The following is a 21,967-nucleotide window of genomic DNA, read 5'->3' as shown; positions in this document are numbered from 1 at the left end:
GTATCAGCTTCTTTCTCTAGCGACTTCTGTTTTCCATTTAAATTAACATTATATTTTAAATGATAATATTCATGAGCTGCAGTAAAATATTGGCGGACTGGCGATGTATTAATATTAATTAAAATAAATGGACTTATTATTCATCTTTCTGAAAAAAAGGAGGAGTAATTATAGTCAAATCGTCATCAATGTTTGTAATATTCCCGATTAAAAGAGATACTTTTTCTAATACCGGAGCGAGAATTACTCTATCTTCTTCAATTTCCTTTTCTAGATTATCCATATTTAAATCATCTGCAAAGTCCTCATTAAGCTCATAAATTACATTTAATTCTACTAAAATATTATAAAACATTTCGGGATTAAAAAATACTTTTCTAATAAAAGTCAAATAAACAAAATTCTCATCATAATCTTTTACAATAACTTCATCTGTTATTTTAAGATCTATATTTTTTTGATCTATTTCGTCTTCAAGCCCTAAATAATTGAAGTCAATGTTAATCAAATTTATCTTAGGATATCTAGCTACATTAATAAAACTCATGATATTCACCCCTCAGCCAAAAATTATAAAGATTTAATTTTGCTTTTCTTATTTTTAATTTTATATTTAACTTTTTCTTCAGATATAGATTTTTGATTCCAAACTGCTGCTGGTGATGTTTTATATCTTAAAATTGACATTTGACTTTCTTTTTTCAATTTATTTTTTTCTTTTTCAGCTTTATCAGCAGCATTTTCCTTAGTTATTAAAAAGAGAAGATATTCAGATATATTCATTTTATCTTTTTCGGCCTTCATCTTGATTTGTTTATATAATTCTTCCGGCAAAGTAACTTCCACTTTGTTTTTATTAGCTATCATTTCCTCAAGTCTTTTATTCAGTTTTTTGATAGTTTTACTGCTGAGATTATCTGAATTGTTTTTCAGTAAAATTTTAACGTTAGATGTTTCTTTAATTAATCTTAGTTGATTATTATGGGATTGATCGGGTAAAGAACCATTTTCATATCTATGATAAGTTATTTCTCCCCAGCCTAATAGTCTGCTCATTTCTTTCTGAGTTAATTTATATTTTTTTCTAATATCTTTTATTTCTTTTACAGATAAAATACTTTTCTTTTCTCTAAATTTATCAAACGCTCTTTTTTGGTTTTCCTTATCTAATTTTTCATGAAATAGTTTTTCTTTGCAATTTTTACACACAGCTACTTTAGCTTTTATTTCGATTTCTTCCTGATTTAATATATTTCTACTCTCTTTTACTGATTCAATGTCATATTCCACAAAGTCATCACATTTATCACAAAATAATTTATCAATATCTTTTGATTCTTGCATTTGAATTCCTCCCTCTTTAAATTAAAGTTATCTCTTTAATACTCGCTTATTCGCAGTTTTTCATATTTCTTTGAATTAGAAAAGTAGAAACTTAAGACATAAATATTAATTTATGGAAATATAGAGACGACCTGATTAAAAATCTAACTTTTTTCTAAAAAATTCCTCTATGGTCGCTTTGGATCTCCACAAGACCATGGTGGTCTTACCTCCCATATCTCCCAGGATCTATGTCCCAACATTCCTTCGTTCTACCTTCCCATGGGTGGAGGCCGGCTCTGCTCCTCGACGGGGTCTTAACTTCTGTTAAGCCCTAATGGAATAAATAATTTCCGGCTAATCCAGTCTTCCTCTTTCAAAGTTCTATTACTCAACTTTAAATAATCTTTCTTAAATCAATAAACTTATCAACTCATTAAAAACAATACAATTAATGTTTAAGCTACTTCCTGTAAATCTAAATTTCTATCAATATCGTTCATCAACTTTTCACCATCATACATAACATGTTTTTGTCCAAGTGCAAAAAATATTCTAATCAATTTGCAGGCCAGGGCTATCATTGACTGCTTTGGTTTTAAAGGATTATTCCTCCGAGTAGTATAATATTCATGTAGCTGTTTAAACTCCTGATTTTTAGCTAATATCGGCAGCATTACTCTGTACAGTAATGCTCGTAATTTGGGTCTTCCTCTTTTAGTTATCCTGGTTTGACCCAGATGTTTACCTGAACTGTGTTCTTTTAAGTTTAAACCTGCAAGTTTCTGTATCTGTTTGGGATGATCATAATCATTTATATCCCCAACTTCTGCAATAAAACCAGCCACTGTAATTATCCCTACACCCTTTACTGACTCCATATATTTAGCTTCTTCCATACTGTTAAATAGCTTTTCTACTTTTTCTTCAAGCAGTTCTTTCTGACTGTTTAAAAGCTCATACTGCTCAAGTAAATTCCTTAATTCATACCGGGTGAATTCTCCACCTTCTTTGATACCAATTGAGTTTAAAGCTGCTTTTTTGAGCTTTCTGGCTCTTTTAATACCCACACCTCTACTGGCACCTTTTTTGAAAATCTCGACTATTTCTTCCTCAGTTTTTTCAAGTATTAACTCAGGCAAAAATAGTTCTTTTAAAATTGCAACTGAAGCTTTTCCACTCCATTTTTTAAAAACAGTTTGATATTCAGGAAAATATTTGTCTATCAGTTGCTGAATTTTATTTGAAAGATTTATAATATCTTTAACCAGTCTTTCCCTGTGAGTCATTGCTACTCTTAGATCTGCATATTCTTTTTCCGGCATATGTGGTATTGAATATCTGCCATCTATTACCAGTTTAGCTATGACTTTAGCATCTTTTCTGTCTGTTTTAGTTGGTGAGTTATCATCAAGAGACTTACTCTTTTTAACATGAGCTGGATTTACCACTACCCTCAAAAAATCTGTTTTTCTTCTTAGATATTCTTCTAAGGGTAACCAGTAATGTCCTGTAGGCTCCATACCAACTATTACACTAGTTTTATTTTCCTTCTCACTTACTTTTTTAATCCAGTGTAGAAGTTTTTTAAAACCTGCTTCATTGTTTTCAAAAAAGATTGCCTTATCATATTCTATGCCTCTAAAATCAAAGAATCGAGCAGCATGTTTGTTCTTTGCGATATCCACCCCAACTACCAGTGTTGAAACTTTTACTTGCATAATCTTTTCGTTTTGAGTATAATTCATATTAGATACCTCCCTGATTTTTTAGAGATCAGACTGACCTCTGATACTCCGTATTATATCAGGGAGGTATTTTTTTGTCGATACTGATTTTTATTCATTACAGGAATGCTCCTCGATTCATCATTAATTATTTGTAAGGAAACTTAATAAGATAATCTGCTTCATGAAAAGATAAACATATAATCTGTTCTCTACCCCTGGTTTCAATTCTAATTTTTATGTAAAACAATGTCTTTCCAAGAGCAGTATTAATTTCTCTGGCAAAAAACCACCATTCATAATTATTAAATTCTTTATCATCAGGTTCAGGACCTTTCCAATAATCTTTAACCGCCAAATTTTCTATATAAAATTTAGCTATATCTATTGTTAAACCGTGTTTATATAATGAATTTAAATTCTTTTCTCTATCTATGAGATGAAAACCATTAATTTTTCCTATTACTTCTCGCATCAGGGATAAAAATTTATTTATCTTTGCTTTATCTGCTAATGACATAATTTAAACCTCTGCTTTCTAAGCTCATTATTATCACTACATAATTATTATACTACTTTTAGCGATATTTATCAATATAAGTTATCATATAATAACTTATGTATTAATATCGCAACATAATGTCAAACTATGTTGCATAAAAAATCCCGGCAGCTTTTTTGCCACCAGGAGTTAACACTCAATTATTACAATCCTTACTGCTTTAATGCTTTTTCTAATTCCTTTAAATCCTTAATCTTAGAAATTCTTTCACTTAACTCTTCTATTTTACTTATTTCTGCCTGATCAATTAATTCCATAATTTTATCATCGCAGCCTTCAAAATTACCTTTAATAAATTTTTTAAAAAGTTCTCTTTCTCCTTGCTTTTTTCCCTCTTTAATCCCCTCTTTTTTACCCTGCTCTTCTGCATACTTAAATATTCTAACCATCTTGTAATCCCTCCATATTTCTGAGATTTCCTGATCACTTAAAAATTTATCACTCAATACAAAAGTCATTGCAACAAGATTATTTTTTAAATTACTTTCTACTTCCAGTTTTTTCTCCAGCTCAATAGTTTCTTTAACCCGTTCAACTATTTTTTGATCACTATTCATTAAGGGAAGAAATATTAAATCAAGATAATCGTCCGAACTCTGTCTCTATACCTATTATACAACTTTAGGTCATAACTGGCAAAACGAATTAAATCCGAAACAGAAATTTCTGCTTCTTTCTCTAAGTGAAGAATTGATTTATCTTGCAGCATAAAATTTAATCAAGTAATTCTAAATTTGTTTCAATCTCAGCAAATTCAGTTTCCAGATAAGAGGCAATTCCAGGCAGCTCTACCTCTAAAAAATCAGAAATATCGTTCTTAAAAAGATTGAAAGAATCTTTAAAAACAAAGTCATAGTTATGAGCTGTAACATCAAACTGTTTCTGCATTAATTTTCCTCCATTTCTAATATTTATTCTATATAAAGTATATCATAGAATAAATTGGAAATAAAGTAAAATAATTATTTTGATGACAATTAAAAAAGAATAGTCCTGGCGAAACCATAAGAACTATTCTTAATATTTTATTATAACTCTTCAATGCTCATTTCTAAAAAATATTCTTTATGTTCTCCAGGTTCAATATATTCAAGTTCTTTCTCTTCTCGCGCTTTACTTCTACCTTCGACTTTGGAATTAGAGGGTTCTAAACCTGTCACATAATTCCCCTGATTGGTATATTTCCACTGCACAAAATTAGGAAGATTCTCTTTTCTATACTTTAGTTTAAATGCCAGACCCAGTTTTGTATTCTTTAAACTCACTTCACAAAACCCATTTTCATTTTCCCGGACATCATGATAGAAAACAACATCTGGATAATCAGGAGTTGGTCCTAAATAAGTTTCATAATTATTTAAATATCTAGCAGAAATATCATCTCTCGCTTGTACATTTAAAGAATCGGAATGCAACTTTGTTCCCTTGTCAACTAAAGGATGACCAAGATTAATATGGTAAAGAAACATTAAAGGTTCTTCTGTAAAACCTTCATTTGTTATTGTATCATGAATCCTTATTTTATTTTTACCAAGCTCTGCAGAAATAGTTCTTTCCAATAATAAATTAGTTGATAAAGTTTTGGTTTCCCTAACCCTACCTTTAAGATTTAAAAAAACTGATTCTCCCTCTTTTTCTTCAAAAGTTGATACAGATTCAGCAGGTATATTACTTATTCGTCCATGCAGTCCTAATTTTTGACCTTGATCTATATCAGGAGCTCCAAGATAAGTCAGACCACAACCTGTTAAAAGCCCACCAGAAAAATTTCTAAACCACTGATCACCTTCAGCTTCAAATAAAAAGGGAGAAGCTTCTCCTACAGAAGATCTGAAAGAAATTGGAATCCCTTTAAATTCACAGAGGCCAATATCCAAACCCCTATCCACTAAAACTTCAAATCTCAAACCACTTCCTGTTCTAAATTCTACTACTTCAACGTTCTTCGCTTTTCCCTGACTGAAACTATATTTTCTTAAGCCAGCTAACTGTTCTAAACTTCCAAAATATTTACGTAAGTCTTCTATAGAATAATCTCTATTAAATAGATTCATCATAATTCCTTTCTTTGCGGATAATTAAAGATGATTTTTAAATCATTCTTCATAATCAGGAATTCTTTTTATTCTGGGATCAGTAAATATATCTGATTCATCTTCACTATTAGAAGAAAATTCCGAAACCACAGCTCCCACTTCTCCTGCCTTAAACCAGTGCAGAGTATTCGGATCTATTGTATATTGTTCTCCTGGATTTAAAACAATTTCTTTTGATACAGTAAAATATTCCTCTTCTCCAGCAGGTGGATTAGTGCTTAAATCACCTGAGCTTTCACCATCAACATATAAATAAACCTTTCCATATCTACACCTAAATGTTTCCCGCTTTCCTGGCTCACCGTCTTCTCTTGCCGGGTGTTTATGTTCAGGACAGCATTGATCTGGGAACAAAACCATCTCTTTAGCACAATATCGATCATTATTAACATAAGTAACCAGCTGCAGACCCGTTCTTTTTAGATCATTAAGCCCAAAATCAGCAATTTCAATATTTTTCTTTTCCTGTTCAGTTAATACAATATGGGCTTTGTCAAAATAATTAATGGTCTTTTTTCTAAGTTCAGTCAATTTTTCAGAATTTAGCATATTGTTTATCCTCCCTGACTTTATAATTTTGACTCTGATAATATAATTTCTGGTTTATCAGCATCAGTCTCCAAAATCTTATCTTTATTAGTAACTAAATTTAAAAGAGCATCAACCACAGACATTTCACCCAGATGAGAATAGGTTTTATAATAATCAAAAGGTTGATCTTCATCACTGGATAAAAGCAAACAGTCGGCCAGTCTGGAGACAGGTGAATATTTATGTCCTGTTACTGCGACTGTCTTAAGCTCTTTCTTTTTAGCCAGTTCCATAGCTTGAACTATATGTTTTGAAGTCCCTGATTGAGAAATCACAAAAAGCAAGTCATCTTTTTTGGCTAAATTAATATGATTTAAAAAATATTCGGGCAAACTATTATAAGTACAGCGAATACCCAGTCTTTCTAATCTGAAACCCATATACATAACAAGAGGACTGGTATTACCGACTGCAGCCAGATGAACAAAATTAGCAGAAGTTATGAGTTTAACAGCTTTTCTCATTTTCTCTTCAGAAATAATCTCTCCAATTTCTTTGATTTTTGAGGAGAATTGATTAAAAATACTATTAACCGAATCTGATTCTGATGGATTATCATCTATCTGTTTTCTGCCAAGATCTCTTGATAAATTAATTCTCAGCTGATAATAACCTTCATAGCCCAGGTGTTTACAAAATCTAATTACTGTCGCATCACTTACATCACTAAAATTAGCCAGTTCAGAAACATTTGCATTAACTGCTTTTTCTGGATTATCTAAAATAAAACTCGCAATTTTCTGTTCTGCAGGAAAGACATCTTCATATTTATCTTTAATTGTAGCTAAAACAGATTTATCATTGTTATTTTCCATAATTCACCACCTATTTATATTATAACAGCTTTAATTTATAGTTTAAATAAAAACTAAAAACATAATTGAACACCTGCAACAAAAGTATCACCCAGACCGATAGTATATTCAGGTTTATCTATATATTTGGTTGGAACAATGATTACTTTATCTGAATCCAGATTATTATCAATTGTCTCTCTAGCACTTACCCCTCTGGGACTAAGTTCAAGCTCAAATAACTCAGAAATTTCTTTTATATTCCCATAATGTCCATACTTAGCTTTAGCAGTCGCCAGTAAATTACCATAAATCAGCCCTGCTTCTATATTTATTTTTAGATCCTGGCCTACATACATTGAGTAGTCTTTAGTATGCACAATAACCCCCTTTTTTATCCCAAATTTTTCTCTTAAATATTTTGTTCCCTCAACACAGCTGCTGATATTGTCAATTTCCACCGGGAAATCATATATATTTAATGTATACTCCAGTTCTTCTTCATTTAGACTTAAGATATCAAGTTCTGGATAAATATTATGCATACATAATTTTTTTATCTCCAATTTATGATAGTGGGCATCTTCAAAAAATATTATTCCTGAATTGTTTTTAGCTCTAAATTTCTTTAAATGGTTTTTTATATAATTTAACCTATCTAATAACAAATCTTTATCCTCGATTACATTAAAACTTGATAAGACATTACTACTTATTTTCTCAGCATTATCTTCAATATACTTAAAATAAGCAGTTGATAAGGGCAATTTTTTATTAATTGTAGTTTGGGTGATTATCAGCCGATTTGAATCAGGTATTTTAATTTCTTGATTACTTAATTTAATAATGTCACCTTTTTTAAATTGAATGATAAAATGAATTTCGTGTTCTGTCAGCGATTTAATCTGATCTGTGTTAGCTAACTGCCCATTCTCTAAAACAGTATATAAATTGGGATCTGCTAAAAGATCACACATTTCTCTAGACTTCTCTGTTAAATGAACTATTGAAGGACATTTTATAGCTGCAAGAGCCATAGCTGCCTGAACAGCAGTCCCTCCAATTCCATATTCCCAATCAAAATATTTTGTTAAAAGTTTTTCATCTTCTATATCTACTTCCCCACCTATCCCCTTAACACAAAAATAGGCGATTGTTTTTATTAACTTTTCAACAGAATCTATTTTGTCAGCGATTTTTAGATCCTGTACAGACAGTCCAGGTAATTCATCATTTATAAGTTGATTAAATTTTTCAACATTAAAATTACTTATTAAATCAAGATTGCTGGTATATCCCATCGCAGGATATTGGTTAGATTTCCTTTTTTTCTCTACTGTTTTTTCTATTTTATCAAATGCTGAAATATACTTTTTATTAATCTCCATTTTTTCACCTCTTAAATTTATTTTACACAGGGTAATTTTTAATGATAAACTACTTATATAAACTAATTAAATGGGAGTGTGTGCTTTATGTCTAAAATTGTTGATAGAAGAAATAAGATCTTAGAGTTGCTAGCAGAAAATGGCAGTGTTAAATCTAATGAATTAGTAGATATCCTTGATACTTCACGTGAAACAGTCAGAAGAGACCTGACAGCCCTGGAAGAAAAAAATCTCCTGACCAAAACTTATGGAGGAGCAGTAGCAGCTCAAAAAAACACCTGGGAATTTGTACCCTTACAGGAAAGAGAAAAAACAAATCTTGCTGAAAAGAAAGCTATCTGTAAACATGCTGCAAAATCAGTCTCCGAGTTTGATACAATATTCCTGGATAACAGCACCACCGTAATGCATATCACAAACTACATACCAAAAAATTATAATATTACTTTCATTGTTCACTCAGTTAGATTATTAAATCAGCTTGCTAATATTAATAATCCAAAATGGAATGTAATAAACCTGGGGGGAACTTTAAATTACGAAACTTTTTCTACCTACCGTTATTTAACAATTAATAATTTAAAACATTTCAAACCAAATAAAGCTTTTATATCCTGTCATGGTATTGACAGTGATCTATATGTTACAGAAACAAGAGTGGATGATGTTGAGATTAAAGAGTACATAGTTAATAACTGTGAAGAAACATCTTTACTGGTCGATAATTCTAAATTACCCAGACAGGGTGTTGTAAAAGTTTCTGACATTGCTGATTACGATATCGTAATCACGGATAATAAGTCTGATGGAATGTTTATCAGCCGCTTAAATTCTCACGGATGTAAAGTAGATATAGTTCCTATAGAAAATGAATAAATATAGACAGCCCCTTTATTCAGGGCTGGCTATATTTATTGAAGTTAATTTAAACTTAATATAGTTTTGCTTTATTATCGGTATTAAATAACTCAATTTTGTGAAAAGCAACTTCTTTCATTGCTTTGATACATGGTGGTTGAATAGTATTTGGTTCTCTAAGTGAACCATCTTTTAGAACTTCTCGCATTTTATTATAATAAGCTGCCTTAATATCACTAGAAATATTTATCTTGTTAATTCCTAACTCTACGGACCGGCCAATCTCTTGATCAGGATTACTGGAACCTCCATGTAAAACAAGTGGTATGTCTACTTTAGTTTTTATTTCTTTTAATAAATCAAGCTGCAATTCTGGCTCCATCCCTTCAGGATAAATACCATGAGATGTACCAATAGCAACTGCCAGTGTGTCAACTCCAGTTTCTTTAACAAATCGTTTTGCAACATCTGGATCTGTATAAATAATCTCATTCTCGCCAGCCTCAGCTTCTGCATCAGTTGAACCAATTGTTCCCAATTCTCCCTCTACAGATATATCAACTGAATGGGCTACTTTAACAATTTCCTGACAGAGAGCGATATTTTCTTCTAATGGTAAACTTGAACCGTCAATCATAACTGAAGTAAAACCACTTTTTATAGCAAGCATAATTTGAGCAAGAGAGGAACCATGGTCCAGATGTATACAGACAGGCACCTCGGTTTTGTAAGCTTTTTCGGTTATTGCTTTAATTATTTCTGGCTTAGTATGGCTCAGCTCATCCGGATGGATAGCAATTATAACGGGAGCCTGTTTTTCTTCAACTGCCTCAAAAATACCATTAAGCATCGCATAATCACTGATATTGAATGCTGGAACTGCGAAATTATGTTCATTTGCCACCCTAAGTAAATCTTTCATATTCATTAACATTAATATTACCTCCTAAATTAGTAACTTCATTTTTATTTATTTGATTCAATAAGATCTATTTAAATTACTAGTGTTTGACAGAACCTGCTGTCATCCCAGCAATAAAATACTTCTGGAAGAAAAGAAATAAGATAAGTACAGGAAGAGATCCCATGACACTCATGGCTAGCATTTGATTCCACTCATAAGCATGCTGCCCCATTAATAAACTGATACCAACTGGAACTGTCCGCATATCATTAGTCTTTGTTAAAGTTAGGGCAAATAAATATTCGTTCCAGGCTCTCATAAAAGTATACATACCTACCGAAACCAGCCCTGGAACAGAAGTTGGCACCAGCACATACCAGAGTGCTTTTAAACGTGAGCCTCCATCAATCATTACTGCCTCATCGAGCTCCTGCGGCAGTGTATTCATATAAGCTGTCATCATCAGTATTGCATATGGAAGTGTAAATAATAAATAGGTTAAAATTAAAGCTCCATATGTATTATATAAATGCAAAGTTACTACTAATCCTAAATATGGTATTAATAGAGTAATTGGTGGTACAGCCTGTACACTGATAATCATTGCATTAAGAATTCCCTTGCCAGGAAATTCAAATCTGCTAAAAGCATAGGCAGCCAAAATACTTATAATAAGAGTGAGAAGAACAACAAAAAAACTGATTAAATAACTATTAAAAAAGAACCTTAATTTTTCTGGACTCTGAAATATCTCTATATATGGTTCAAAACTGAAGGCTTTAGATATCCAGGTTGGCGGCCAGGCAAATATTTCTGGATTAGGCTTGAATGAATTTAAAACCATCCACAATATTGGAAAAGCAGGAAATAACGCACCTAATAAAAGAGCAATAATAATTAATATTTTAATATACCATTTTTTCTTTCCATACATGATTATGTCCTCGCTTTCTGCTGTTTAGCATAAAATATTGCCAGTATTGTACAGATAAGTAGTACTATACCTGCACTTGCTGAAGCCTGAGAATATTGATACTTACTAAATGCCTGTTTATAAATATAAGTACTTAAAGTTTCTGTGGCACTAATTGGACCCCCACCAGTTGTAAGCCAGATTAATGCAAATTGTTGAATTGTCCAGACAAAATCAAGAGTTAATAAACTTATTAAAATAGGTTTAAGTTGAGGCAGAGTAATATAGAAAAAACGTTTTACCGGTGTAGCGCCGTCAATGGCTGCTGCTTCATATAAATCACCAGAAATACCCTGTAAACCAGCTAAAATACTGATCATATAAAATGGATATCTAGCCCAAATATTAATAAGTGTAACTGCCATTAAAGCATAGCTTCTGGAACCCAGCCAGGCAATATTTGCAGAACTAAGATTTGAAATCTGTAATAAATAGTTAATAATTCCATGGGGGTTATACATCATCTTCCATAAAATTGCTATAACTGAAGCTGTAAACATCCAGGGTAAAGCATATATAACCCTAAAAATTCCCTTTGTTTTTTCACCTAGATAGTCTGTATTAAGCAGCATTGCAAAATAGAGACCAATAACTAAATGGGCTATAACACTAACTGAAACAAAAAATAAAGTATTCTTTACTGCAATAAGGAACCTATCATCTGTTAAGACATTTATGTAATTTTGAAATCCAACAAAAACAGGATTATTATTGATAATAACATTATCAAAGAAAGAATACCGGAGAACCATAAAAATTGGTATTACAAGCAGTACAGCCATTAAAATCAAAGTGGGAGAAAGATAAAGATAGGGAGTTTTTTCTATTTTATGACCATTTTTATTAAAAGAATTAAATATTTTCTTCAATCCTAACTCTCCTTTCATAGCTCAATAAATTATTGAGCTATATGAGTTTAAATCCTCATATAGCCCAATTATTAACTTTTAATTATCCAATCACATTATTATTCAAATGCTTTTTCCCATTCATCCTCAATAACAGCTAACATTTCATCTGCAGAATCATAATCTCCTTCAAGATATAACTGGAGATTTTCAGCAAAAACTCTCATCAACTGTTCAGATGTTGGAAGTCCGGTAAACTCATTAATAGCATAACTATCTTTATAAATTTCGAAAGCATCTAAGAACAATGGATCTGCACCTTCATATTCTGGTTCTGCATTAACGTTTCCAGGAAAAGCATTAGCAGCTACTGCAATTCTAGCATTTACTTCTGGACTCATCAGATATTCAATAAAATCCATGGATTCAGCTTTATATTCTGTGTTTGAAGCAACACCTATACCCCAGTTAGCTACACCTATACCACTTTTTCCATTATAATTATCCATTGTTGGCACTTTCATCATGGCCATATTTAAATCTGTATCTCCTCTTCTTAATGTTGTTAAATGTGCTAAAGAGTCAATCATAAATGCTACTCGGCCATTAGCAAATTCTTCAACCATATCTGATTCTGTCATAGCATAAACACCTGGAGAAACAAGCTCTTTATCAAATAAAGTCTTCTGAAATTCAACTGTTTTAATTAATTTTTCATTACCAACAAGATTTGGTCTTCCATTTTCTAACATGCTTCCACCAGAAGCCCATAACCAACCCATAAAGTTATTCTGAATTCCACTTGGAGTAGAAGTTGATAAAGGAATGATCCATCCATAAGCATCAGTGTTTTCAGTTACAGCCTCCGCAGCTTCAATAAATTCGGATCTAGTTTTAGGTAACTCTGTAACTCCTGCTTCTTTCAAAAGATCCATGTTAACAAACATTGGATAGGCAAAGTTTGCAACCGGAATCATATAAGTACTACCATTCACTCTAATTTGATCTGAAAGTTGACTGTCATCATAACCATCTGCTTCCATTAGTTTACTTAGGTTTGCAATTGAACCCTGGACAGCAAAATCATAAACCCAGGAACCATCAAGACCAACAACATCTGCCATTGTTCCAGTTGCTGCACCTGCCGAAATTTGATCTTTGGTATCTGCATAAGGATTACTTAATAATTCAATTTCAATACCTGTCTCTTCAGTATATCCATCGACTATATCTCTAAGTTCTCCCTCAGGTAACTCTACTCCCCACCACTGCTGAAATTCTAAAGATACATCTTGAGCAAAACCTGTTCCCGACATACTAAACAAAACAGCCAGAACAACTAAAACAACCATCCCTTTTTTAATACTTAACATAACTTCAACCTCCAAATGATTATAATTGTATTTAGCAGACAAAATTATATTAGCGTTAATATTTTCTCTTTTTATAATAATCAGAATATTGCCTGCCATACATGTATTATATAATATTATTTTTTATTGTCAAGTATTTTTTGTATTATTATGAAAAAAACATATTATTATAAGTTTTTTTATGTAATATTGTGTATTTATGGTTTTATATAAAATTATCTTTTTCACTTAATCAGTAATCTTTCTAATTAAGGGCTGATAAATTGTGTGACAAATTACAGTTTCAAACTATAAAGCATAAAAAACTCCCACCAGAATTATAAAACCCCCGGTGAAAGTAGTTTTAGTTACTTAAATAAATTTCAAGATTAACTCAGTTAAATAATTTTGTTCTAATAAAGAAAAATTCCCGACATTTTTATTAAATATCGGGAATCAGAATTCAAACTTAATATTTAATTTCTAAACTGGTAATTGAATGTGGGGCAAAATTAAATTCAAAATTATTGCTACTTATTGTCATTACTCTTTGTTCTAGAGTTACTCTGTTTTTATTATCAAATGTATTTTCAGCTTTAACATCATCAGCTAAAATTTCTCTTACAATTACTTCCTTATTTATTTCTAGATTCTGATTTATTATTTGAACTGAATAACTCTTTTCTAAATTTAAGTTTACTACATTCAAATAAATTTTCTTCTCTTCTTCATCTACTGTTGCAGAACAATTTAAATATGGAATTTCTCTGCCGTCATGTTTATAATTATCTACATCTACAATATTTAATTGAACTGCTTTATTTCCTCTATAATTTGCATAAAGCTGCATTGGATAATATACAGTCTGTAATAAGATATCGTTTTCTTTAGTAAATATTGTCTGAACATTTATAAATAATGAGAGATTATTTGCCATTTTAACAAAGTCTGCATTATTTATAAATGAATTGAAAAACATGGCAGTAACTAAAGCATCTTCATAGTTTTGATATCCTTCTTCGTCTCCCCACCAATGCAGAGCAGCCCATTCGTCTATACATAGCTTAGGTAATTCATCCTGGGATAATCTGTACTTATTACCGACAGCCTTTATTTGAGATTTTGCTGCTTGAATATTTTTTTCGATTAATTCTCCCGTACTCATATAATTATAATAATCATTTACTTCATTTTTTATAACTCCCTGATGATCACCAATTGCATACTTTTCATTACCAACATACATATGAATCGATAAGTAATCAACATCTTTAATCAACTTATCTAAAACAGTTATATTCCAGTCAAATCCTGCACCACAGGCAATAAGTTCTATACTAGGATCCACTCTTTTCATAACTTTAGCATATTCTACAGCTTCCTTAGTATAATCTTCAGCGCTTTTATGACCGATCTGCCATTCACCCCAAATCTCATTACCTAATCCCCAATACTTTACATTATAGGGTTCATTTCTACCATATTTATTTCTTAAAGCAGCATAATAGCTATCATCATTACTATTACAATATTCTACCCAATTTTGTGCCTCTTCCATAGTTCCATTCCCCATATTAACACAAATATGAGGTTCTACATCTGCTTTCTCACACCACTTCATAAATTCATCTGTACCAAATTGATTACTTTCAATATCATTCCAGGCTAATTCTTTCTTTTGGGGTCTGTTCTCTTTTGGTCCAATTCCATCGTACCAGTGATAACCAGAAACAAAATTCCCACCGGGCCATCTAACATTGGAGATCGATAAATCATTAACCGCTTCAATTACATCAGTTCTAAAATTATCAGCATCAGTTTTATTGCTATCTGTATTATAGACCCCACCATATACAGCATCTCTTATGTGTTCTAAAAAACTACCAAAAATATTCTTATCAACTTTACCAATTTGATTATCAATGTCTAATTTAATTTTTATCATTTTCTGACCTCCTGATATATTTTTTTATCCTTTAAGAGCACCTAAAGTTAAACCTTTAATCAAATGTTTTTGAGCAAACAATGTCACTATCAAAAGTGGAATTACCCCTAATACTAAAGCAGCAAACATTGGGCCAATACTAACATTTCTTGCCGTATTAAATCCTGCTATCCCAACTGCTAAAGTTCTAACCTTTGTAGTACTTGTAAGGGTAACAGCAAATAAATAATCATTCCAGGCTACTAAAAATGAAAATATAGTTGTTGTTGCAATACCTGGAGCCGCTAAGGGAAAAACCACTTTTAAAATAGCCTGTAATCTAGAACAACCATCAATTAAAGCTGACTCTTCTAATTCTCTTGGTATTTGCTGGATAAATCCTGTCATTAAAAAAATTGCAAAAGGTAAAGTAAAAGTTGTATAGGCCAGTATTAAACCAAGGTAAGTATTGAGCAAACCTAAATTTTTCATTAATAAAAACAAAGGAATAACTAATACTATAGCCGGGAGCATTCTAAAAGACATTACTGTAACAAATAACAAATTGCTCATGGTAGTATTAGTCCTTGCAAAGCTATAAGCTGCTAAAGTTCCAAATAAAACTCCCAAAAAAGTAGATATGACTGTAACAATTATACTGTTAATAAAAAATCTTATAAAAGAATGATCTTCAAATAAAGCTGAATAATTCTCAAAAGAAATGTTTCTTGGAAAAAAACTTGGATCTGAATTCAATATTTCATTTGGAGACTTAAATGAAGACAGTAAAATCCATAAAATAGGCCCCGTAAATAAGGCTATAGCAATGACTATAAAAATATATCTAAAAACATCTTTATCAAACCTTTTTTTCTTCAAATATACCTCCTCCTTAAAATTATCTAAATAAAAAAACTCCTTTTTTTACTTTTTCCTATTCTCTTTTATAAAGATATTTAAAATAAATAAAGCTGAAAATTAAAATAATTAAAGTTATTACCCATGATATAGCAGCTCCCTGGCTAATTCTCATGCTTACAAAAGATGTATTATAAGCATAAATACTTAAAACTTCAGTTAAATTACCAGGACCTCCACTGGTGGTAATAAAAATAAAATCAAAGATTCTTAAAACATCCATAGTCCTTAAAATAATTGTAATTACTAAAACAGGTTTTAATAGTGGTAAAGTAATATAAACAAATTTTTGCCAACTAGTTGCTCCATCTACATCTGCAGCTTCATATGGAGTCATCGGTATTCCTTTTAAACCGGCAGCAAGAATTAACATAACCATCGGGGTACCACGCCAAAATTCTATAAATACAATTGTTGGGATAGCAAGAGTTGAACTACTAAAGTAGCTCTGGGTTCCAAATAAATAAGAAAGCCACTCGTTAAATATACCATAAGTTGGATTTAAACCTAGCTGCCACATTAGACCAATAATAACTCCCATTAACATACTTGGTATAAATAAAACCCCTCTTATTGTTTGAGATTTCAAAAGTTTGTTTTCTTCCATTAATTTATTATTTAATGCAATTGCTAATGATAGTCCGAAAATAAGCTGTAAAGTTAATGAACCAAAAGTTATTATAAGAGTTACTTTTAGTGAGTTATAAAATCTGGGATCAGTAAGTACATCAATATAATTATCTAGACCAACATACACTACTTCGCGGAACGGGAGAGTCATAACATAATTCTTGAAACTAATATTAATACTATAAATAATTGGAAAAACTAAAACTAATCCAAGTAATAAAAAGGCTGGAATAATATAAATCATCTTTGATTTTTTTATTTTTTCTAACAATAAAATCACTTCCTACAGATAGAAGTTATTTAGTATCCTATAAGATGGATCCATCTTATAGGATACTATTAATATTCATTATTCTATATAACCATAATCTTCAAGCTTTGTTTCCCATTGATTTTGAGTAGACTCTAAAGCTTCATTAACAGTTTTAGAGCCAGTAATATATGAATGTAATTGATTAATTAGAACCTGTTGAAATTCATTCCATTCTGGAAATTTAGGTAACGTATTAGCATTCAGAAGGACATTTTTCAAGGCATCATACATAGGTCTTTCATTTCTTAGTTCATTTAAAGTAGATTTTCTAACTGGGTCATTACCGGCTGGAATCTTAATTTTTTCCCCAGTACCACTAGTTGCCCATTCTATGAATTTATAAGCGGCCACTTTATTTTGGGAATGATTTGATACATGAGCAAACCATCCTCCCATGATGTCTCCACTAGGACCATCTTCAGTCCATGATGGAAGATTTGCTGTTCCAACTTTATCAATAACGTTAGAGGTTTCTTCATTATTTATAACCTTTGCTACTCCTGGCCATTGAATTATTTGTGCTATTTCACCTTCTGCAAACATTGAATTCATTTGATCAAATGTAACATCTGTAATATTTGGAGGTGTAGAGTTTTCCATTTCCCATTTAAGTGCCTCAGCTGCTTTAACTGCTTCAGGAGTGGTCAATTGAGGCTGCATATTTTCATCAAAAAACTTAGTATCTTGGGCATACATTCTCATAGCTAAATAAAATACTAAGAATGAACCTTTTTCAGCTGTATAAACTGATCCATATAAGTTTTCTTCAGGTCGCTGAAAAAACTCTGCTATATCCATATATTGCTGCCATGTCTCCGCAGGTTGTAGTTCATAACCATATTCTTCTTTGAACTTTTCTTTCTCATCTGGATCATTAATTAAATCCTTACGATAAAAATAAATATATGCATCCCCTTTATAAGGTAAAGCATATATATCTCCTTCATCATCTTTATAAATATTGAAAGGAGGTTCTAAAAAGTCATCAATATTAAGATTTGGATCAGCAATATCAGGATCATTAATATATTTATTTAATGGTTCTAACCAACCAGATCTCATTAGAGTAGTTGAAAAATCAGCATGAAAAATTATTACATCATACGCCGCTGAACCAGCTGCCAAATTTGTAAATAATTCTTGATTAAATGTCGCAGCAGGAGTCGGTACTAACTCAACAACTGCACCAGTACGAGCTTCAAATTCGGGGATTTGGGCTTTCACACCATCTGACAATTCACCATCCAAAGTCAAAACTGTTACTGTTTTTCCAGAAATATCTGGGCCATAATAACCACCATCTGCCCATGATTCTGCTCCAACAATTCCCGTAAAGAAAACTGCCGAAAAAATTAAAAAGATAAAAATCAAAGCCCCTCTTTTAAATTCCATTATTAACCTCCTCTATTGTCTGTTAAAAACAATTGTTTTCTCCTTCATTTACATTCTTAAATATAGAATCAGTATTATTTTAATCAAAATTAATGCTTATTTTATGCTTTTAAGATAAAAAAATAGGGTCGGGAAAACTAAAGTTCCCGGCCCACGGCCCCAGATGAAGCTTATGATATTTTTTGAATTTTAATTCACAAGAAATTTCATCTGGAAGCATAAAGACTAAATAAACTGTTAACAATATTCTGTCTTTTGAAGTTAAAAATCAATTCCACAAATTTACATGATACTTCCATTGTGGTATAATTATTAAGTAATTATTTTAACAGATCAGTGCCCACTGAAGTCTGTTACCCTGATTTAATTAATTCAATCCCTCCTTTTCTTTTTAGAAGAACCCAGGGATAGTTCTGTCTATTTTTATTCTAGTATATTGTTTCTTTATATCACATTTCTATTTAATTATAGTGGTGTATCAAGTCATTGTCAAGTATTTTTTATGATTTTTTATTAATTATGTTTATTCGACAAATATGGAGGTATTTCTCTATGACTTTTGGTAAAAATTTAAAAAAAGCTCGGAAAAACAAAGGCTTCACGCAAAAAGAATTGGCGGAAATTGTGGGAATTAAACGTTCAACTATTGCGGGGTATGAAAGTAAAGATCAGGAACCTTCTTATAAGGTGTTAAAGAAAATTTCCGATGCTTTAGACTGCAGTATTGACTCTTTACTTGCTCATGATTATGATAACTACATAATTAGCGAAACTAAAATTTCTAAAGAAATTTTAAATAATCAAGAACTTAAAACTTTTTTTAATGAAATGAAAAAAATGGATTCAAATAATATTAGTTTTTATAGAAGATTAATTAAATTTATTGAATCAGAGAAGTAACGGAAAAAATAAACTTGCCCTTATGATGGCTGAAAATGATATCAGGACAATGATCTAACTCAGCAACAAAACAGGTTTAGACAAAAATACTATATCTAATTGCTATAATCAAAAAGTAACAAGATTTTCTGCTGAGACACTGGAAGTTCTATGTGAATTTTTTGACTGTCAGGTAGGAGATATTCTTGTTTATGAAAAGAAAAGGACAAGTAAATAAAAATACTCCTGGCAGCTATTCAAATAACTCCAGGAGTAAAATTATACAGAACTCTTTTATATTCAACTATTTACTGTTTTAATTCTTCTTCTAATTCCTTTAAATCTTTAATCTTAAAAATTTTTTCACTTAACTCTTCTATTTTATTTGTTTCTGCCTGATCAATTAATTCCATGATTTTATCATCAAAACCTTCAAAATTACCTTTAACCAATGTCTTAAATAATTTTCTTTCTCCCTTTTTCTCTCCCTGCTCCTCTGCACACTTAAATATTCTAATCACCATTCTCAATTAATCCTTCCTGTTTAATTACCTGCAAAAAGGTTATCAGCACTATTTTAAAGTCCAGCAGCAGTGAATGATTTCGCTTATAATAGAGATCATATTCAAATTTCTGCTTGTCATCTATATCATCCCGACCATTAATCTGAGCCCAGCCGGTAATTCCTGGTTTAAATTTATCGACTCCATGCTCTTTACGATTAGCTACCAGCTCCTCCTGAGAAAAAAGTGGTGGCCTTGGGCCGACAAAGCTCATATCACCTTTTAGAATATTAAAAAGCTGTGGTAGTTCATCAAGACTGGTCACCCGAAGAAACTTCCCCATCCTAGTTATATACTTATCCCTGTCGTTAAATTCGTTTGTAGGCACATCTGGGGTGTCAATTCGCATTGTTCTAAACTTATAGATAGTAAAGGGTTTGCTGTGCTGCCCGACCCGTTTTTGAGCAAATATGGGACTTCCTTTGGACTCCAGTCTGATCAGTAAAGCAATTAAAAGTAAAATTGGTGCTAATAAAACTGTTAAAATTAATGAAAATATAATATCAAGTAATCTTTTAAAAAACAATGATAGTCCTCCTGCCATAATAGATAGTTATTATCCTGAAAATATTTATCAACTTAATTATACTTTATAATTGCAGGGCTTTCAAACAATCGACAAAAAAACCAATTTATTGATGTTATAAATATTACAGAATATAATTTTAATTATTACAAAAAAATCCCACCAGAATCATATTATTCAGGTGAGAGTAATTGGTTAATCTTATTTCATTTTTTAATTAGCTTGGTTGGTTGCTTTTGCCTTCTATAAATTATTTAAATGAATTATAGTTGTTTTAATAATTCTTTACCTCTTTTCAATTCCTCCATAGTTTTATCAAAATCATCTCTTTTTTTATTTAATTCTTCCCAACTTTTTTCGCGAGAAAGCTCTTTATTTATTTTTCTTATCATATCTTGATCTGTCACTATAAACCTATCTTTTTCAAAAGAACTAGTAGGCATAAATTTCATCTCCTCAGTTTCACTCTATATAATAAATTTTTATCAAATTAATCTAAACAAAAAACGGAGGACTAATAAGCCCTCCAACACGAATCTAAGCATTACTTAGTCTCTATGGTCACGACGCGTGACCTAACATACATTATATTATAAAAAAATTAAAATTACATTTCTAAAGCCATTTGAACTAATTCTCTTTTTTGGCCTTTAACTAATTGATAATAGTATCTAAATAACTTTTCGTAAGATTTTTTTCCTATCCCATTAAAATTATTTATCTGCCAAAACCTCTGAACAGGTTGCTTATCCACTATTATTTTCGCCTGTTTTGCATTAATACCAACCTCTTTAATTAAATGTTCACGGTCAGCTTTATTAACAAGATCAAGCATTTTCTTTTCTGTACCCTCTGCTTCATTTTTCTCATTTAAACATATATAAATATCAAGATCCAGATTAGATAAATATTTTTCCATTAGATCCTTAACTGCTTCCCAGTCTAAGCCTCCATTATTTGTACCCAATTTTGGAAAAGCAACTGATTTCATTTCTACTTTAGAATGGTTTTTACTAAAATATTTAAGACCTGCTTCAATCCATTCTATTTCTGACTTATTTCTCCAGTGTTTCTTTGTTGGAAAATTTAGTATCCACAAATCATCACTATGACTGTAAATATAGGGTCTACCTATTCGAACTAAATTCTTATTGCATTTATCTTTATAGTCTTTATACATTTCAGGAAATCTAAGTTTAAATTCCAGGGCTATACCTGCACCCATTACTCCAACACAATTTACTGTATTAACTATAGTTTTAGCAGGAGTATTAAACACTGTTCCTTCATAGTAATTTATCATAATCTCACCATCCTAAATAGTCTCCTCTACACTTAATATGTCATTCATATAATATTCAAATCTTAATTGTTCATTAGGTAAATTTTTGATTTTACCATGACGT

Annotated in this window: 25 protein-coding genes and 1 pseudogene; 3 read left to right on the top strand and 23 right to left on the bottom strand. The window is 31.1% G+C overall.

Annotated elements, in window-relative coordinates:
* From DFR79_RS16530 to DFR79_RS04155, 11 genes are all read right to left on the bottom strand, one after another.
* On the bottom strand, positions 1–125 hold a 125-nt coding region (locus DFR79_RS16530), incomplete at its 3' end, for an ImmA/IrrE family metallo-endopeptidase (RefSeq protein ID WP_432207093.1).
* Between the two features lie 11 nt (positions 126–136).
* Positions 137–547: a hypothetical protein gene (locus tag DFR79_RS04195; RefSeq protein WP_133514258.1), complete on the bottom strand. Its 411-nt coding sequence runs from the start codon at positions 545–547 to the stop codon at positions 137–139.
* 23 nt (positions 548–570) lie between these two features.
* On the bottom strand, positions 571–1,344 hold the full coding sequence (locus tag DFR79_RS04190; RefSeq protein ID WP_133514257.1) for a type II TA system antitoxin MqsA family protein: 774 nt from the start codon (positions 1,342–1,344) through the stop codon (positions 571–573).
* A gap of 437 nt (positions 1,345–1,781) precedes the next feature.
* A complete protein-coding gene (locus DFR79_RS04185; RefSeq protein WP_133514256.1) occupies positions 1,782–3,071 on the bottom strand; it encodes an IS110 family transposase in 1,290 nt (429 codons plus the stop codon).
* 127 nt (positions 3,072–3,198) lie between these two features.
* Entirely contained in the window at positions 3,199–3,570 is a 372-nt protein-coding gene (locus tag DFR79_RS04180) for a hypothetical protein (protein WP_166637967.1), read from the bottom strand.
* A 194-nt stretch (positions 3,571–3,764) separates the two neighbouring features.
* The gene (locus tag DFR79_RS04175; RefSeq protein WP_133514254.1) at positions 3,765–4,169 is read right to left on the bottom strand and encodes a hypothetical protein; all 405 of its coding nucleotides are present in this window, start codon (positions 4,167–4,169) and stop codon (positions 3,765–3,767) included.
* Positions 4,170–4,326: 157 nt separating this feature from the next.
* Entirely contained in the window at positions 4,327–4,500 is a 174-nt protein-coding gene (locus DFR79_RS16060; RefSeq protein ID WP_166637966.1) for a hypothetical protein, read from the bottom strand.
* Positions 4,501–4,640: 140 nt separating this feature from the next.
* Complete coding sequence (locus DFR79_RS04170; protein ID WP_166637965.1) at positions 4,641–5,666, bottom strand: aldose 1-epimerase family protein; 1,026 nt, start codon at positions 5,664–5,666, stop codon at positions 4,641–4,643.
* Between the two features lie 42 nt (positions 5,667–5,708).
* Entirely contained in the window at positions 5,709–6,257 is a 549-nt protein-coding gene (locus DFR79_RS04165; protein ID WP_133514252.1) for a D-lyxose/D-mannose family sugar isomerase, read from the bottom strand.
* A 20-nt stretch (positions 6,258–6,277) separates the two neighbouring features.
* Positions 6,278–7,114 carry a MurR/RpiR family transcriptional regulator gene (locus DFR79_RS04160; protein WP_133514251.1) on the bottom strand — a complete coding sequence of 279 codons (837 nt, stop codon included), beginning with the start codon at positions 7,112–7,114 and terminating at the stop codon, positions 6,278–6,280.
* Between the two features lie 53 nt (positions 7,115–7,167).
* Positions 7,168–8,481, bottom strand: coding sequence for an ADP-dependent glucokinase/phosphofructokinase (locus tag DFR79_RS04155; RefSeq protein ID WP_133514250.1), 1,314 nt, complete (start codon positions 8,479–8,481; stop codon positions 7,168–7,170).
* Positions 8,482–8,568: 87 nt separating this feature from the next.
* On the opposite strand from DFR79_RS04155, the gene DFR79_RS04150 reads away from it, so the two are divergent.
* The gene (locus DFR79_RS04150; RefSeq protein ID WP_133514249.1) at positions 8,569–9,357 is read left to right on the top strand and encodes a DeoR/GlpR family DNA-binding transcription regulator; all 789 of its coding nucleotides are present in this window, start codon (positions 8,569–8,571) and stop codon (positions 9,355–9,357) included.
* A 55-nt stretch (positions 9,358–9,412) separates the two neighbouring features.
* Here the strand turns inward: DFR79_RS04150 and DFR79_RS04145 are convergent, their stop codons facing one another.
* The 8 genes from DFR79_RS04145 to DFR79_RS04110 form a co-directional block, all read right to left on the bottom strand.
* Positions 9,413–10,273, bottom strand: a complete 861-nt coding sequence (locus DFR79_RS04145; protein ID WP_133514248.1) for a ketose-bisphosphate aldolase — start codon at positions 10,271–10,273, stop codon at positions 9,413–9,415.
* Between the two features lie 67 nt (positions 10,274–10,340).
* A complete protein-coding gene (locus DFR79_RS04140) occupies positions 10,341–11,177 on the bottom strand; it encodes a carbohydrate ABC transporter permease (RefSeq protein WP_133514247.1) in 837 nt (278 codons plus the stop codon).
* 2 nt (positions 11,178–11,179) lie between these two features.
* Positions 11,180–11,998 carry a carbohydrate ABC transporter permease gene (locus DFR79_RS04135; protein WP_347814024.1) on the bottom strand — a complete coding sequence of 273 codons (819 nt, stop codon included), beginning with the start codon at positions 11,996–11,998 and terminating at the stop codon, positions 11,180–11,182.
* Between the two features lie 185 nt (positions 11,999–12,183).
* A complete protein-coding gene (locus DFR79_RS04130) occupies positions 12,184–13,437 on the bottom strand; it encodes an ABC transporter substrate-binding protein (RefSeq protein WP_133514245.1) in 1,254 nt (417 codons plus the stop codon).
* A gap of 448 nt (positions 13,438–13,885) precedes the next feature.
* Positions 13,886–15,361, bottom strand: a complete 1,476-nt coding sequence (locus DFR79_RS04125) for an alpha-N-arabinofuranosidase (RefSeq protein WP_133514244.1) — start codon at positions 15,359–15,361, stop codon at positions 13,886–13,888.
* A gap of 24 nt (positions 15,362–15,385) precedes the next feature.
* Positions 15,386–16,219, bottom strand: coding sequence for a carbohydrate ABC transporter permease (locus DFR79_RS04120; protein WP_133514243.1), 834 nt, complete (start codon positions 16,217–16,219; stop codon positions 15,386–15,388).
* Positions 16,220–16,274: 55 nt separating this feature from the next.
* Entirely contained in the window at positions 16,275–17,159 is an 885-nt protein-coding gene (locus DFR79_RS04115; protein WP_133514242.1) for a carbohydrate ABC transporter permease, read from the bottom strand.
* Positions 17,160–17,237: 78 nt separating this feature from the next.
* Entirely contained in the window at positions 17,238–18,593 is a 1,356-nt protein-coding gene (locus DFR79_RS04110) for an ABC transporter substrate-binding protein (protein WP_133514241.1), read from the bottom strand.
* Between the two features lie 552 nt (positions 18,594–19,145).
* Here DFR79_RS04110 and DFR79_RS04105 point away from each other — a divergent pair.
* A complete protein-coding gene (locus tag DFR79_RS04105) occupies positions 19,146–19,493 on the top strand; it encodes a helix-turn-helix domain-containing protein (RefSeq protein ID WP_166637964.1) in 348 nt (115 codons plus the stop codon).
* A gap of 70 nt (positions 19,494–19,563) precedes the next feature.
* Positions 19,564–19,710 (top strand): annotated as a pseudogene (locus DFR79_RS16470) (helix-turn-helix domain-containing protein); the annotation flags it as partial.
* A gap of 70 nt (positions 19,711–19,780) precedes the next feature.
* Here DFR79_RS16470 and DFR79_RS04095 read toward each other — a convergent pair.
* The 4 genes from DFR79_RS04095 to DFR79_RS04080 form a co-directional block, all read right to left on the bottom strand.
* Positions 19,781–19,996: a hypothetical protein gene (locus DFR79_RS04095; RefSeq protein WP_133514239.1), complete on the bottom strand. Its 216-nt coding sequence runs from the start codon at positions 19,994–19,996 to the stop codon at positions 19,781–19,783.
* Positions 19,986–20,561 carry a sugar transferase gene (locus DFR79_RS04090; protein WP_279512861.1) on the bottom strand — a complete coding sequence of 192 codons (576 nt, stop codon included), beginning with the start codon at positions 20,559–20,561 and terminating at the stop codon, positions 19,986–19,988. Before DFR79_RS04090 ends, DFR79_RS04095 begins: the two co-directional genes overlap by 11 nt.
* A 263-nt stretch (positions 20,562–20,824) precedes the next feature.
* A complete protein-coding gene (locus DFR79_RS04085) occupies positions 20,825–21,004 on the bottom strand; it encodes a hypothetical protein (protein WP_133514237.1) in 180 nt (59 codons plus the stop codon).
* Between the two features lie 164 nt (positions 21,005–21,168).
* Complete coding sequence (locus tag DFR79_RS04080; RefSeq protein ID WP_133514236.1) at positions 21,169–21,864, bottom strand: macro domain-containing protein; 696 nt, start codon at positions 21,862–21,864, stop codon at positions 21,169–21,171.
* Positions 21,865–21,967 lie beyond the last annotated feature (103 nt).

This window comes from Halanaerobium saccharolyticum (genome assembly GCF_004362045.1).
GTDB lineage: Bacteria > Bacillota > Halanaerobiia > Halanaerobiales > Halanaerobiaceae > Halanaerobium > Halanaerobium saccharolyticum_C.
Note: the sequence above shows the minus strand (reverse complement) of the source record. Positions and strands in the feature narration are given on the sequence as shown.